The organism is Pseudomonas sp. P135 (assembly GCF_020312125.1).
In the GTDB taxonomy this organism is placed as follows: domain Bacteria; phylum Pseudomonadota; class Gammaproteobacteria; order Pseudomonadales; family Pseudomonadaceae; genus Aquipseudomonas; species Aquipseudomonas fragariae.
The window spans coordinates 62,370-77,095 of the sequence record NZ_JAGPYR010000007.1; the positions used below are offsets into that span (position 1 = coordinate 62,370).

13 protein-coding genes and 2 pseudogenes are annotated in these 14,726 nt (G+C 52.8%); 5 read left to right on the top strand and 10 right to left on the bottom strand.

Annotation, left to right across the window (positions count from 1 at the left end; all coding sequences use genetic code 11):
• Window positions 1-15: 15 nt before the first annotated feature.
• From asnB to KBY08_RS12820, 4 genes are all read right to left on the bottom strand, one after another.
• The gene (asnB, locus tag KBY08_RS12805) at window positions 16-2,031 is read right to left on the bottom strand and encodes an asparagine synthase (glutamine-hydrolyzing) (protein WP_164920513.1); all 2,016 of its coding nucleotides are present in this window, start codon (window positions 2,029-2,031) and stop codon (window positions 16-18) included.
• A gap of 197 nt (window positions 2,032-2,228) precedes the next feature.
• Complete coding sequence (locus tag KBY08_RS12810; RefSeq protein WP_003399878.1) at window positions 2,229-2,474, bottom strand: acyl carrier protein; 246 nt, start codon at window positions 2,472-2,474, stop codon at window positions 2,229-2,231.
• 74 nt (window positions 2,475-2,548) lie between these two features.
• The gene (locus KBY08_RS12815) at window positions 2,549-3,562 is read right to left on the bottom strand and encodes a TauD/TfdA dioxygenase family protein (protein WP_024640792.1); all 1,014 of its coding nucleotides are present in this window, start codon (window positions 3,560-3,562) and stop codon (window positions 2,549-2,551) included.
• Between the two features lie 235 nt (window positions 3,563-3,797).
• Window positions 3,798-4,025 carry a hypothetical protein gene (locus tag KBY08_RS12820; RefSeq protein WP_138947792.1) on the bottom strand — a complete coding sequence of 76 codons (228 nt, stop codon included), beginning with the start codon at window positions 4,023-4,025 and terminating at the stop codon, window positions 3,798-3,800.
• Window positions 4,026-4,122: 97 nt separating this feature from the next.
• Here KBY08_RS12820 and KBY08_RS12825 point away from each other — a divergent pair, with 97 nt between their 5' ends.
• The 4 genes and pseudogenes from KBY08_RS12825 (at window position 4,123) to tnpA (ending at window position 6,535) form a co-directional block, all read left to right on the top strand.
• On the top strand, window positions 4,123-4,311 hold the full coding sequence (locus tag KBY08_RS12825) for a restriction endonuclease (RefSeq protein ID WP_236120975.1): 189 nt from the start codon (window positions 4,123-4,125) through the stop codon (window positions 4,309-4,311).
• A gap of 298 nt (window positions 4,312-4,609) precedes the next feature.
• A pseudogene (locus KBY08_RS12830) lies at window positions 4,610-4,906 on the top strand (integrase core domain-containing protein); the annotation flags it as partial.
• A gap of 54 nt (window positions 4,907-4,960) precedes the next feature.
• Window positions 4,961-5,947 carry a LysR family transcriptional regulator gene (locus KBY08_RS12835; protein WP_024640791.1) on the top strand — a complete coding sequence of 329 codons (987 nt, stop codon included), beginning with the start codon at window positions 4,961-4,963 and terminating at the stop codon, window positions 5,945-5,947.
• A 312-nt stretch (window positions 5,948-6,259) separates the two neighbouring features.
• Window positions 6,260-6,535, top strand: coding sequence for an IS66-like element accessory protein TnpA (tnpA, locus tag KBY08_RS12840; protein ID WP_096103843.1), 276 nt, complete (start codon window positions 6,260-6,262; stop codon window positions 6,533-6,535).
• Here tnpA and KBY08_RS12845 read toward each other — a convergent pair.
• The 6 genes and pseudogenes from KBY08_RS12845 to KBY08_RS12870 form a co-directional block, all read right to left on the bottom strand.
• A pseudogene (locus tag KBY08_RS12845) lies at window positions 6,456-6,830 on the bottom strand (SIR2 family NAD-dependent protein deacylase); the annotation flags it as partial. The gene tnpA and the pseudogene KBY08_RS12845 sit on opposite strands and share 80 nt — an antisense overlap.
• A 40-nt stretch (window positions 6,831-6,870) precedes the next feature.
• Window positions 6,871-9,405 (bottom strand): ATP-dependent helicase HrpB, encoded by a 2,535-nt coding sequence (hrpB, locus tag KBY08_RS12850; RefSeq protein WP_111522205.1) that lies wholly within the window; start codon window positions 9,403-9,405, stop codon window positions 6,871-6,873.
• Between the two features lie 160 nt (window positions 9,406-9,565).
• Window positions 9,566-10,468 carry a pyridoxal-phosphate dependent enzyme gene (locus KBY08_RS12855; RefSeq protein WP_003399869.1) on the bottom strand — a complete coding sequence of 301 codons (903 nt, stop codon included), beginning with the start codon at window positions 10,466-10,468 and terminating at the stop codon, window positions 9,566-9,568.
• A complete protein-coding gene (locus KBY08_RS12860; RefSeq protein ID WP_103359837.1) occupies window positions 10,443-11,663 on the bottom strand; it encodes an MFS transporter in 1,221 nt (406 codons plus the stop codon). Before KBY08_RS12860 ends, KBY08_RS12855 begins: the two co-directional genes overlap by 26 nt.
• The gene (locus tag KBY08_RS12865) at window positions 11,660-12,451 is read right to left on the bottom strand and encodes an alanyl-tRNA editing protein (RefSeq protein WP_003399853.1); all 792 of its coding nucleotides are present in this window, start codon (window positions 12,449-12,451) and stop codon (window positions 11,660-11,662) included. Before KBY08_RS12865 ends, KBY08_RS12860 begins: the two co-directional genes overlap by 4 nt.
• Window positions 12,448-13,161, bottom strand: coding sequence for a serine O-acetyltransferase (locus KBY08_RS12870; protein WP_057457729.1), 714 nt, complete (start codon window positions 13,159-13,161; stop codon window positions 12,448-12,450). Before KBY08_RS12870 ends, KBY08_RS12865 begins: the two co-directional genes overlap by 4 nt.
• A 169-nt stretch (window positions 13,162-13,330) precedes the next feature.
• Here KBY08_RS12870 and KBY08_RS12875 point away from each other — a divergent pair, with 169 nt between their 5' ends.
• Entirely contained in the window at window positions 13,331-14,671 is a 1,341-nt protein-coding gene (locus KBY08_RS12875; protein WP_225651157.1) for a PLP-dependent aminotransferase family protein, read from the top strand.
• Window positions 14,672-14,726 lie beyond the last annotated feature (55 nt).

The following is a 14,726-nucleotide window of genomic DNA, read 5'->3' on the forward strand; positions in this document are numbered from 1 at the left end:
TTGTCCCTTAGGTTTCTAGTGCCTTGCGTCTACGGCTTGCACCAACAACTTATCCACCCGGCAAGGATTGATATAAGCCGCGCCCTGACGTTTGACAAACCATTTATCCAGCTCGATCAAGGACATCAGATAGACAAACGCCTGGTTGTCTCTGACTGTTATGTCTTCACCGCCGGCAAGGGTTCGTTCGACCACTTTTTTGATCAGTGCTTTTGCAAACACCGGATTAATCAGCTCGATGGCGTCCAGCGCATTTGACTCGCAAAGATGATTGAGATAATCGAGGGCGTGTTCGACAAACGGCCCGCTGTCCGGCGCACGATACGGTGTTTTGGCTTTATGAATGATACGACCCGGCAGAATTCCATCGTAGGCCATGCGCAGCATGTACTTTTCAGTAAAGCCATCGTCAAAACGCAAATTGATGGAGGAGGCGAGTTTCTGCACATTGATGTCGAGGAATGGACAGCGGTTTTCAATACCATGAGCAAGGCCCATACGCTCGCCCTGGCTACTGAGGAGATACCCGGAAAGCAAGGTATTGAACTCCAGCCACTGGGCTTTTTGCGTTGGGCTTAACGCGCTGTACACCGGGTCTTTCGCCACCCATGCCTGAATGCCAGCAAATGGATCATTCTTGGTTTTCAGCAACCGACTGGCAAAGCGCCCATTTTGAAAACGTATTTCGTGGGAGAACAACCCAGGGATTTTTTCTTTCGCATAAGCGTTATAGAAACCCATCAAGTTCGAGTCATTGTCTTCACTGAAGCTTTTCATGTAAGGATACAACTTGGCCAGCAAGCGTTTCTTCTCATCGTGATCAGTGGTGTCCCACTGGGAGCGCAACAGAGTCTCTTTAAAGATGTTGTAGCCCAGAAATACTTCATCCGCTCCCTCTCCGCTCAGAATCGCTTTGATACCGGTCGAGCGAACATGCTTGGACAACATGTACATCGGCACGGGCGCGGTACGAAACAACGGCATTTCAGCATGGAAAACCGTCGCCGAGAAATTATCAACAATGTCTTTATGGTTAATAATCAGCCGTTCATGCTTGGTCGAGAACAACGCAGAGACGAGTTGTTGATCACTCGACTCATCCAGGTTCTTATCTTCAAACTCCACAGAAAACGTGCGCAGCGGCTTTTGCTTGATGATCCTTGCCGCAATACTGGTCAACACGGAGGAGTCAACACCACCACTGAGGTACAGCCCCATAGGCACGTCACTGCGCAGTCTGAGCTTGACCGCCTGCTCGAGGGTGTTGCGGATTTCTTCCTTGGCTTCATTTTCAGTGCCATCAAAATCCACAGCGCGAAAATCCAGGGCGTAGTAGGGCCGGATCTCACACTGAGCCCCTCGCAAGGTCATGATGGACCCAGGTGGCAGCTGACGAATGCCCTGAAACGGGGTTTGCGATGGCAGGGGTGTCCAATGGGCGAGGATTGAGGACAAGGACATTTCGTCAAACTTGAACTCAAACCCTGGAAAGCCAAAAAAGCACTTCATCTCTGAAGCAAAAAGATAACCACCGTCGGTTTGCGTATAAAACAGCGGGCGCTTGCCAAAGCGATCGCGCGCTATAAATACTTCATCTTTAACCGTGTCATAAATGGCGAAGGCGAAAGCGCCATTAAATTTTTCCAAGGCCTCATCACCCCACTCCATCCAGCTGCGCAACACCACCTCGGTGTCGGACTCAGTGGAAAAATGGTGTCCCAAGACCTGCAATCGACGCCTTAGCTCGATGTAGTTATACAGTTCACCGTTGTATGAAATCCAATACTGACCTGTGCCATCGCTGAGGGGTTGAATACCTGCCGCAAGGTCAATAATACTTAAACGCATGGTGCCGAGACCCATGGAATTATTGACATAATACCCTGCCTGGTCGGGGCCTCGATGTTCAATCATTGAAAGCATATTTTTTATGACGGTGGTTTCATCGAGATTTTTATTTTTAACACCAAAGAAGCCAGTTATCCCACACATAAAAATAAACCCACCAAAGTTTAAGTTGGCACCCCACACAGAACTGTAGCGCCCTACCGCCTTAGCGAAGGTCGAAAGTCCCAATCACGGCTTGGAGTTTTTTTGCCAAGGCCAACGCGCACGCGCCACAAACACCGAATAATATTACGGAGAAAAGCATCGACAAACTTTAGCTGTCCTGCCTGACTGACAACAGTATCTGATGGACTGGTGGGCCTCTCAACCGCACCTCGGAACTACCGGGTGGCCGTTGCCCGCTTCTCGACAAACTCTACCATATTCTGGATAGAAACCAGCACATTGCCCATCATATCTTCCTGGGTGAACACAATACCAAACTCCTTCTTCAAGAAAGAAATAAGTTGAATATAACCTACCGAATCGATCAAGCCGAGTTTGATGAGATCATCTTGTTCTGTTATATCCTCGTCGAACTCAAATAAGAAATTTTGAGTCAGATAGGATTTGATTTTTTCTTTCATGTATTCACTCTTTCATAGCCATTGCACATTCCACCGCAACGGAGGGACTTTTAAACGCACCCTCAACGAATAGATCAAGCCGACCCGGCCGACTCCAATTCTGCGCGTTCAAAAGGATATGGATGCCAGTCTTCATTATCATGACTGGTCACTGCCAGGCTTTTATCCCGTTCGTAGTAACTGGTAAACTCCGGAATAATAGCTTGAGTCCGACGCATGATCCTGTTGTGGTTCGAGACCAGCGCACCACGCTTGTGCATGGTGCCATTGCAATTCCAGATCAGAAAATCGTCCTGCTTCCAAAAGTGCTCATAAACGTATTGATCTTTAATTTGATGATCAAACAGAAACTTTAAGAGCCTGTAGCTCTCTGACTTACTCAGCCCTTCAACACGCTCCATAGTGTTGTAGTTCAGATAAAGATATTTTTGCCGGGTGATCGGATTGGTTTTAACTAATGGTTGGTTGACCGGTTCAGTACGCTGAGGATCGACAAAGTAGTGAAGCACTCGAAGATTATCAATACGCTTTTTCAGGCTGTCTTCCAAGTCATTATAGGCGGCAACGGTGTCGCAAAATAACGTTGCTCCGCCTTGTGCGGCAGCCAGCTCTGCATATAAGCAATTAATCGTTTCAACGTTTATGGCTTCCGAGTCACCAGTGTGCCAACACGAAGTTCCCTTACCCTTGGTATGATTGTCTTTCTCATCCCATATCGCATGCTCATCCTGAGTTTTGTCGCAAAAATCCGGGCCATTCACAAAATACAAAATCTCCCCATGATTAATGAGCGGCAGCCCATTAGGAATCACCTCGTCATCACCAAAAGTAGTTGTCTCTATCTGCGGCGCCCAAGAGTGTAACTTTAGGTTCGGATTGCCCAGCAGTCGCGTGACTGCGACTTGCTCTCTTCGTGTAAGATTTTGATTCCTGAATAACACAAACCCGCGATATGCCAAGCATTTTTTTATCGCTGCGATTGTGTCAAACGACAGATTTTTGTGTAGTTTTAAATTCTCGATTTCGACGCCAAAACTCTGAGCCGGGTATGATATTTCAAAAGGAACACTTGATAATTTTAAACCCATGACACCCCCCCAGAATTTTAATCTACACTGATTGAGTTAACGCTTATAAATACCTTGAAGCTCGGGTCTGTAAGAATCACCTCACCGCCCTCCTATTCAGATTTCTTTCAGCATGGAGTCAAGAACATCGCCTTGGCCGAACCCAGGGTTTTCGACTGGCTTAACGCTTCAGCAAAAACTATCACTGAATGAAAACACCAAAAAATTATATAAATTCATCCTTGATGTATTTTATTCATTCCGCTTGATCTATTCCTTGATGGCTTCTTGCTCGCCGTTTGCGGGCCACACATAGATAGCCAATCAATATCACTTCATTCAGCTCTTTAATCAGTCCTCTATCCCAGCCATCAATCGTATTCCCCATAGGAAAATCGGCGCCCTTATTGGCACTGTCGGTGGTGCCACCCAAGGGGTCACCTGGGCAATAGCCTTCTAAGGTGACGTCCTGCTCAGAAACCACGATCACCCCACCATCACCCAGTTATCTTGCCGCTGATAGCCTGGAGACGGAGCTTGGACCTCACCCATGCGCCCAGTGTTGGTCGCAGCGGAGAACGGTGCATCGCCCTGAAATAGACAAATTCATCGGCACACTGACCCGCCAGCGAGCACGCAAGGGTGTGTTCATTACCACTTCGGATTTTTACATGGGCGCGAGAGACGGCACTCGGCCTGGATATCAAGGCTGTATTAATCGATGGTGTCGAGCTCGCCCGGCTTATGGCCCGGGCACAACCTGGGCGTGAGCGTTAAGCAGAGAGACGAAATAAAGCAACTCAAAAGCGATTATTTTACTCAGGAGTGACGCGCGGGCTAAAAAGCTAACCACAAGCCGGCTTTTTATTTGTCCGAAGTAATCGTAACGCGTTCGAGAATCCTGCCGGTAGCCTAGCTATTCCGGGGTTTCAGGCATTTCCCTGTCCGATGGTGTTCAATACCATTCGACCTCATCCGACGATGAAGTGGAGGGACAGGTGGGGGGACAAAAGGGTCGACAAGGGAAACCCGCGGCTAAGATAGACCGAGTACCAGAGCGTGAAGTTGCTCGGCATCCAACCGGTAACCACCCCAGTTCGCAGCCCGCAGAACAACGGCATGGCCAAGAGCTTCATGAAGACGATCAAGGGTGGCTGCGTGGCGTAAGCGTCCAAGCCAGATCGAGAAATTGGCTCTGTATAACCTGGCAATGCCTTCGAATACTACAATGAACAGCATCCGCACAGCGCCTTGAACTATCGCTCACCGAGAAAGCTCAGGCGCTTGGAGCCGTATCAATTTGGCAGGGATTGGTGTACGGCTTTACGGGGACAAGTCCACGGCAAGATTGACATACCAAAATAACCGGATAAACACTATAGCCCATGTAGTCGCCCAAACAATGGAGTGCTGGCTAATATGTTTTCAAAAATCCCCTTAACGTCTCTACGATCGTTCGAGTCAGCGGCTCGACTAAGCAGCTTCAAAGCGGCTGCCATTGAACTTTTTGTTACTCCTTCAGCGATTTCACATCAAGTAAAATCACTAGAACACTGGCTCGGCTTATTGCTTTTTGAGCGAGTAGCCAAGGGAGTCACCCTAACGACTGAAGGGCTTGATTTATACAAGAATATCCATCAGCATTTTTCAAGCATAAACCAAAGTCTTAGTCAACTACGCTCACAGACCGACGAGAACGCAATCACCGTCACAACCACCCATGCATTTGCCTCATTGTGGCTCATTCCCAGATTAGGAGATTTCTACCGCCGCCATCCAACGATGCAAGTCAACATCATCACCAGCAAAACACAGGCAGACCTGCACAGAGATGCCAGTATCGACGTGGCTATTAGCAGCGTTTTCAAAGAGGTCCCTGATACCTATCAGCTACATCTAATGGACGAAAGCTTTCTGGCCTATATGCCCTGCAGGACGCCCTTATCTGGAGACACAAGGTCCCCACTCATCAACGTTCGTTGGGAGGCTGATGGCCATAACCCATTCGACTGGACGACTTGGTGCCAAGCGGCGGGACACGACGATTGGCTGGCCAACGCCACGTTCAGGGAGTACGACGATGAACATCATGCTTTGCAAGCTGCAACTTCTGGCTATGGGATGGTGCTCGCCAGCGACGTCTTAGCCGTCGACAGTGTTACCCGAGGCTTTTTAACGCCATACAAGCCCGAGGTTAAACTAACGGGGACCCATTATATCTCGGCCTGTGTACCTGGCAGAGAACGAAATCCGCCCGTCAGGTACTTCCTTGACTGGCTCAGTAAAGAAGCCTCTAAACATCTTGTACTGCAACGCCTCCTCACAGAGTCCATAGACTTTAGCGCACACAAAAATCCATTGAGGAACGACCGGAATCAAAGCATGCTCAAGCTCCAGATATACTAACAATGAGACTGGGAGTTCGATGCTCTGCCCCCCCATCGATGGCAATGGAGACCACGTAGATAGGCATAAATCGCCATTTGCCATCAGGCAGTGACAAGTCACTGAGCTACAGTTGCGACACCGCAAACCATTCAACATCACCTGTACACTAAAACCGCGCAGCCGTACACACACGTTTCTCCAATCGTCGCACACATCAATATCCATCCGTATGCGTCCGACCAAGTCATCTACCCAGCCCCACAAAGCCAGGGCATGGTGTGCACTTAAATTTAAGTGGACACCCGTTCTAGCTTTTTAAGCGGGTATTTCATGCAGCCAACACGCCGCTCCTATTCCAAGCCCTTCAAAGCCCAGGTCATTCAGGAATGTGCCCAACCCGGCGCTTCGATTGCCAGCGTCGCACTCAGCCATAGTCTCAACGCAAACCTCGTCCACAAATGGATTCGGCTGCAAGCGCAGAAAAGCCCGGCGCTCCCACCTGCATTTATTCCGTTAGCCATGCCGCCGGCCGGTGCAAACTCCCATGGAGATGCAGTACATCCACAGATCCCGCTCGTTCATGCAAGTCATCAATGTTTTGAGTGATAACGGAGACGTTATACCCTGATTTGGCCAGTCGGCTCACCGCGAGGTGTGCATCATTGGGAGCTGCTTTAGAGACCTGTTGGCGCCGCCACAGGTACCATCCCCATACCAACGGAGGATTTTCACGAAAGGCCTTGGCTGTTTCCATATTGCGCGGATCGTATGAAGCCCAAGTACCGGTCAATGGATCGTTGTACGTGGGGATGCCACTTTCAGCTGAGATTCCCGCACCCGTGAAAATGACGATCTCGGGGGCTTGGGACAGGGCCTTCGCGGCGCTTCCAAATTCAGGCACAGAACATCCAGTCCATAAGGTTTAACCAGTATTTTGCCCTCTAAGTCCCCCTCGGCTTCACCCGCGCCGTAGCCTCCGCCACCAATGGATCATCCGGCCAATAATGCTTCGGATAGCGCCCCTTCAAATCCTTCTTCACCTCAATGTAGGTCGACCGCCAGAAGTTAGCCAGATCCTGCGTCACCTGTACCGGGCGGCGTGCCGGGGACAGCAAGTGCAGTTTCAGCACCTGCCGCCCATTGGCAATGCGCGGGGTATCGGACAGTCCAAACAATTCCTGTAACCGCACCGACAGAATCGGCGGATGTTCGCTGTAGTCGATACGAATATTCGAGCCAGAGGGCACTTGCAGAGTCTGGGGTGCCTGCGCCTCCAACTGTTGCGGCAATGGCCATGGCAGGAGGTTGCGCAGGATTGATGACAGGTCGAGCTGGCTGAAATGGCTGAGTCGGGTGACTTTGCCCAGGTAGGGCATCAGCCAGTTTTCGAGTGTTGCCAACAGTTGCGCGTCACTCAGATCAGGCCACTCGCTTGCTGAGCTTTTCTCGATATCCAGGCCGCGCAACAGTGCGACACGCGCCTGCCACTGACGCAGTTCCGCCGTCCAGGGCAGCAGTTCCAGGCCTTTGCGACGCACCAACGCCAGCAGCGCGTGACTGCGGGTTGCGTCGTCGAGGCCGGTCAGTGGTTCGCGACTGATGATCAACTCACCGACTTTGCGCTGTCGCTCGGCGCGGAATACGCCTTCGCGTTCGTCCCAGTCGATCTGGTCCACGCTGATGACTTGCTCGGCCAACACCGAATCGAACAGTGCCGGATCAAACTCGGCGGCGAGGTAAATGCGTTCTTCGCGCTGGCCCTGACGACTGCCCAAATCCGCGATGACCAGCCATGGCTGTTTCATCAGCGCATCCGCCTCGGCGAACAGTGCCGCGCGACCATTGGCCAGTCGGTATTCGGCTCCGCCCGCTCGGCGTTGCTGTGCGACGCGATCCGGGTAGGCCAGCGCCAGCAAGGCGCCCAGCCAGCGGGAGTGGTCCGGATCGCTGACCGGGCTGTTCGCTGCGCCGCGCAGATAGCCGCGATATTGCCGCGACAGTTGTCTGGCCCGTTGTATCCCGCCTTGTGCGCCGCGCGCCGCGCGTTCGGTGCCGGCCAGCAGAGTCAGGCGGCTGTGCAAGTCCGCCCCAGCTCCGCGCAAGATATCGCGCTCGCCCAGCAAGGCCGCCACGTCGCACGCCAGTTCTCCCAGCCCAAGCGTATGGCCGCGCAACAGCAGATGGGCGATGCGCGGATGAGCAGGCAGCTCAGCCATCGCCTGACCGTGTGGCGTCAGGGCTGGCGGCTGGCCCGGCTGATTGTTCAACGCCTCCAGACGCACCAGCAAATCCTGCGCCTGTGCATAAGCCGCGGCTGGCGGCACGTCGAGCCAGACAAGTTGCGCAGGCGTAACGCCCCAGCGGGCCAGTTGCAGCGCGAGCCCGGCGAGGTCCGCCTGAAGAATTTCTGCTGCCCCGTAGGCGGCCAGTTGATCGTGCTGCGCTTCAGACCACAGCCGGTAACACACGCCCGGCTCCAGCCGCCCTGCCCGCCCGGCACGCTGGGTGGCGCTGGCACGAGAGATGCGCTGAGTCTCCAGACGCGTCATGCCGCTGCCCGGATCGAAACGCGGCACCCGCGCCAACCCTGCATCGATCACCACACGCACGCCGTCGATGGTCAGGCTGGTTTCCGCAATATTGGTCGCCAGCACCACCTTGCGCGTGCCCTTGGGAGCCGGTTCGATAGCCGCGCGTTGCGCATTCAGATCAAGCTCGCCATGCAAAGGACACAGCAGAATGTCAGCACGCTCGCCCAGTGCTTCCGCCAGTTGCTGGTTGACCCGACGAATCTCGGCCTGCCCTGGCAGAAACACCAGCAGGCTGCCGGACTCGCTGCCCAGCGCATCCAGTACCGTCTGCACGACACGCGGCTCGACAAACTCACCGGGCTGAAAAGGACGCCCCCATTGCATGCTCACCGGAAACATCCGCCCATCGCTGCGCACCACTGGCGCATCGTCCAGCAGCGCCGCCAAGCGCTCGCCTTCCAGGGTGGCCGACATGAGCAGAATCTTCAGCGGTTGATCGTCCCGAAACAGCTCCCGGCCGTTGAGGCTCAGGGCCAGGGCCAGATCGGCATCCAGGCTGCGTTCGTGAAACTCATCGAAAATCAGCAGCCCCACGCCTTCCAGCGCCGGATCGTCCTGCAAACGCCGCGTGAGAATCCCCTCGGTGACCACTTCAATACGCGTCTTCGGGCCGACCCGGCTTTCCAGACGAATCCGATAGCCCACCGTCTCGCCGACCTTCTCGCCCAGCTCGCTGGCCAAGCGCTCCGCCGCCGCCCGTGCTGCAAGGCGACGCGGCTCCAGCATCAGAATGGTCTGCCCAGCCAGCCAGGTTTCCTCAAGTAGCGCGAGCGGCACGCGCGTAGTCTTGCCCGCACCGGGAGGGGCTTCGAGCACGGCTTCATGGCGTGTGGACAAGGCCTGGCGCAGGGCTGGCAGTACGGAATCTATGGGTAACGAGGTCATGGGGGCTCCCGGAGAGATGCGGGAGAGTATACCGGGGTGGGGTTGGGGAATCAGGGAGAGTATTGGCATAACGCTTTAGAAAGCCCTCTCTCTACTCACCCTTCTTAAAAATTTGACACCCCATAACCCTAGACGATTTTCTAGCCTTACATAAACGTCACTAAGCTGCACTTAATGCCACTGACCTTTGTAAATCCTGATACCAGAGCCCGTTGTCATAAGCGATTGTCACCAACGTGGTCTCTGCGTATTCCGGAAGGCAGGCAAGACGCTGAGCGACTGCCAGACATGCCGCTGCGGTATTGCCGACAAAAGTACCGCTCTGAATATAGAATCCGCGTTGCGCTGCCAGCATCTCGCCATGTTCGACTTGATAGCATCTGTTTACCAAGGACCAGTCCAGAAAGGGTGGGCAGACGCCAACCGCCATCCCTTCAAAACGATGGTCTGAAAAAACACCATTCTTGGAGTCGCAACCCGAGGGGTCGACCAAGACAGTAGATACATCGAAACCATTGTCCTTCAAGCCCAAGGTAATACCGGTAAAGCTCGCCCCCGTCCCTGCGCAGCCTATAAACAAAAGCTCTTTGTCGGCCTCAGCTTCTTCTAATTGGCAGGCAAGCTCAAATGCAGTCTGGTAGCGATATGCCTCGATCCCGATTTGGTTATTAAACTGATCGGTATAGTAGTAACACTTGTCCATTTCGACCTGATGCTCCAAATGATGGGCAACGACATCCCTCGGCGATGCGCCTGCGATCAACATATCCTTACCAATCAATTTGGCACCAAAGCATTCCAACAAATCTCTTTTGGTCTGACTAAAACCGAGGCCAACTGCCAGTTCAACCGGAATACCATACGCGTGGCAGGCAGATAACAGACCAAAACCAAAATTGCCACCCGTCTTTTCAATTACAGTAGTTATACCAGGAATAATTTTCCCATTGCGTAGCGCATTTTTTACAATTAAATTAGCTGCGCGATATTTGTGACTACCTCCTGGGTTATTCATTTCCAGCTTGGTTAAAACTCGATCATGAGTTCTGATAAGCACACTCATTTAATGCCTCCCTCCATGGCGTGGCCCGTTTTTTTTGATCCAACAGCGCAACAATTACAGCTAACAAAAAGATGCATAGCCCAATACAAATAGCGTTGGTACCAAACCAGCCTACCGTGCTGAGCAACAGCGAAGGAGTAAACGCACCGATCGTTGCGAAAACAGCGATAGCAAGGTCGTTTTTTCCCTGCATGCGCAAGGCTTGCGAGCTGCTCTGAAGGGCTTGAGCCAACAGAGCTCCGCCTCCCACATAGGTTAGATTCCAGCCTGAGCCAAGGATGATCAGAGCGAAGACCATGGCGCCGTAAGAGCTTGATCCCATGTTTATGGCTGAGCAGCCGGCCAGCATGAGGACGCCCAAGCAGAGGGTGGTTTTGATCCCTAGTTTCTGGATAATTGCCCCCGTAAAAAAAGACGGAGCAAACATCGCTATCACATGCCACTGGATCGCCAAGCGCACATCCGAAAAATCCTCGTGCATGTGCTTCATGTGCATTGAAGCCTGAATCATCAGCACGTTCATGATTGCGTAGCCTATTGCGGCAACAGACATAGCGATCAACATCGTCGACGTCATCACTTGCGGCGGCTTGGTCTCTGGGCTTCCTCTGGAAACTAATGGCATCACCGGATCGTCAGGCAGGCAAACGGTGACCAGAAAAGATAGTACAGCCAGACCGATGAACGAGGCGTAGCACAATGAAAATAGAGAGTAGCCGCCCAAGTCCCTGAGCACCTCAGTCAGTGTCGGTCCCACCACGGCGGCGATAACCCCACCGGCTACAACCAGAGAGATGGCTTTGGGCTTTAACTTTTGATCAAGGTTGTCGGTTGCAGCAAATCGGTTGAAGTTGGCAAAAGCGATATAAACCCCGAGTGCCGAATGGCTAAACATCAGCATCGGAAAATGCTGGTGCTCGACTGCCCAGAAGCCACTCAAGCCGGATGCCACCAGAGGTATGGCGCCAAACATGAAGGCTTTTTTCCGACCGATCCGGCTCATCAGCCTGGAAGCGGGATATGTGGCCAGCATCAGGAACAGGAACTGTAAACCATACGGCACCGTTGAAAAACGGGCTTCAGGTGCCAGTGCGGAGCCGACAATAGCGGCCATGGTCACGGACATTACAGCGGTGGTCAGGTTAATGGATTGCGCGATGAAATACAGATAGGTGCGTCGCGGAAGCGTACTCATCGTAGGGCGCGCTCATGATAGGGGGACAAATCAATTTCAGCGTTGGGAAAGTCACAGATCAGTCGTTCTTTACCTTTACCCAACCTTTTTCGACGTACGTTCAGGCGGCCTATGGCACTAGGATTAACGAGATGAGTGCCACCGCAGGGAATCTCGATGCCTTGGTAACTCCACATGCGCGCATCCTCAACATCAAAGACCGTATAGCTCTTGATCACGTCGTCGTGGGCGATCAACTCATTTGCGAGTCGTTCTATTTCACTGATGTCATCGCTGCTAAAGGACTCTTCAACAAGAAAATCAAAGCGTGCCGAGTTTTCTTTAATGTGACAGCCGATGGTCCACTGCTTTAGTTCCTCGCTCAGGCTGGTGGCAGCGGCATACAGAAAATGGCTAGCGCTGTGAGATAGACTCAATCGTTCGCGACGCAAAATATCAATTCTAATCAGAGCAGCCATGCCTTCACTTATTGAGTCAAGGAGGTGAAGATCCTCAGGATGTATCATATGGAGGATAACTCCGCCTAACTTTCCGCCCTTGAAGCCTTCCAGGTGAATGGGGGTGCCGTAGAGCTTTTTTACCCAGACAAATCGCACGGTACCAATGGGTAATTCTATAGTACCGAAGTCAGCTTCCTGCCCACCTCCCTCGGGGTAGGCAACCGTACAATCAAGCTCAATAGCGTCTGGGTACAACCGCGTCACTTTGGTATTTGTAGACCCCAAGTACCGATCCTTGTAATACAGTTTTTCCGTGTTACGCAACACATCGTGAGTCGTGGCGATCATTGCTCAATTACCACCTGCAGTGATGTTTTCACTTGCACTCGAGCACCCGAGGGAACGTCTTGGGTGATGATACAGCGCGGTCCAATGAATGCATCGTCACCTATGTTCACCGGACCCAATACGCTTGAAAAAGCGCCTATCTGCACGCGACTGCCTACTTTAGGATGACGCGGTATCGAAGGATTACTGCTGATACCTCTGGCTCCCAGTGTTACACCTCCGAGAATATAACAGTCGTCGCCAATTATGGCGGTCTCGCCAATTACAGTACCGAACCCATGATCGATGATAAGTCGAGCACCTATGCTGCAGCGGAAATGGATTTCTGCGCCAGAGAGCATTTTTCCTCGCCTGGAAATGATGGCTGCCAGAGACTGTTCGTGGGAGTTACAGCTTCTTTTTGCATTTTGGTATACACAGTGGGCCAGGCGGTAATGCATTACCGCTGCGAAGGACGTGTAAGTCCTTGCAATGACCAAAGGATCGCCGCAAGAGGCCGGGTCCTTGCGCGCGAACATCAATAGATCCTCGTGCGACTGCTCGGTAACGTACTCAATGAGAAGGGTTTCTTTTAATTCATTGAACTCCTCTACAGAACAGCATTCCAGCAATGCTGCGATGACAAGGTTCTTGACCAGTTGAAACGATTCCTGACCACCTGCGACGGCGAGTCGGGAAGAAGGTACTGATCGTATGTCCATATTTGGCATTATCTCGATATCCAGTCTCTGATTTCAGGGGCTTCTGCGCAGCTGACGCCCTGCTGGCTCAAATGCCAGCAAGCGCATAATCGCACTCACCCACCCCACAAGCGCGCACAGTCGACAAGCTTTACAGTTAACTGTTAGGGTGTTTTTCCTATCAGTTTGCCGGGTGCTTATGAGCGTTGATGCCCTTTATGACTCGCTGAAACAGCGCCTTGAGTCAGGCGAGTGGCTGGCTGGACAACGTATGCCGTCGATAAGGAAGCTGGCCTTGACTGCCGAAGCGAGCTACCACGATGCCGTCTCGGCCTATGCTCGCCTGGTGAGTGAAGGTGTGCTGTCGGCTTCTCCCGGACGCGGTTACTTTGTGAGCAGTCATGTCACCCATGTGGATAACGTGCGGGAAATAGAGTGCATGAGCGCCGACCCACTGTTCAGGCTGCTACAGGCAGGGCCGCACTACACCAAGCTGGGATGTGGCTGGCTGCCACCGGCATGGCGAGATACCGAATTGCTGGCCAAGGCCATTCGACGCACGGCGCGGCTGGAGCAAAGTTCGCTGGCCGAATACGGCGACATTTCCGGCTATCTCCCGATGCGTAAACAGCTTTGCGTTCACCTGAAGCGTCTCACCCGTATCGACATCAGACCCAGTCAGATCCTCACCACCCTGGGAGCAACGCAGGGCCTGGATCTGGTTGCCCGCCTATTGATCAAGCCCGGTGACCATGTATTCGTGGACGAGCCGGGCAATGGCAACCTGATCAGGTTGATTCAGTTGGCGGGCGGACATGTTGTGGGTATAAAGCGGACTCAGGACGGGACGGACATTGCCGAGATGGAGAGTTATCTGGCGAAGCACACGGTCAAAGCGTTCTTCTGCAATAGCACCTTCCACAATCCGACCGGCAGCAACATCAGCCCGCACAATGCTTTCAAGGTTCTGCGTCTTGCTGTAGAGCACGAGTTCTTTGTGGTCGAAGATGATGTCTATGGTGACTTCAGCCCCACTGTCCGCCAGACGTTTGCCGAACTGGATAATCTGGATCGTGTGATCTACGTCGGCAGTTTTTCCAAATGCCTTTCTGCTTCGCTGCGCGTGGGTTATATCGCCTGCTCGCAAGAGCTCATCGAGCCGCCGACACGCTTGAAACTCCTGACATGCGTTGCCGTTCCAGCGTTCTGCGAGCGGTTCGTCAACACCATTCTTGCGGACGGTACTTATGCCCGGCACATGCAGGATGTTCAACAGAGGCTTATCAGCCAGCAGGTCCAGACTCAACGCGCCCTGCGAGCAAGAGGCTGGCAATTCGATATAGCACCGCAGGGCGGCATGTTCATCTGGGCCTATCACTCGGACATCCCTAACCTGGAGCCCTTCATAAAGAAACTTGAACAACACAAGATCCTGCTGATGCCGGGCTCGGCGTTCTCGGTGTCGCGCGACTACCAGCGTTTTGCGCGAATAAACTGCACGCATTTTTCCGAGGCAATAGAAGAACGCTTTTCAGTGTGATCAACGAAGAGCAGCGTTTAGTTATCGGGGCTACTTGCGCGTGGAGCCCACTGCT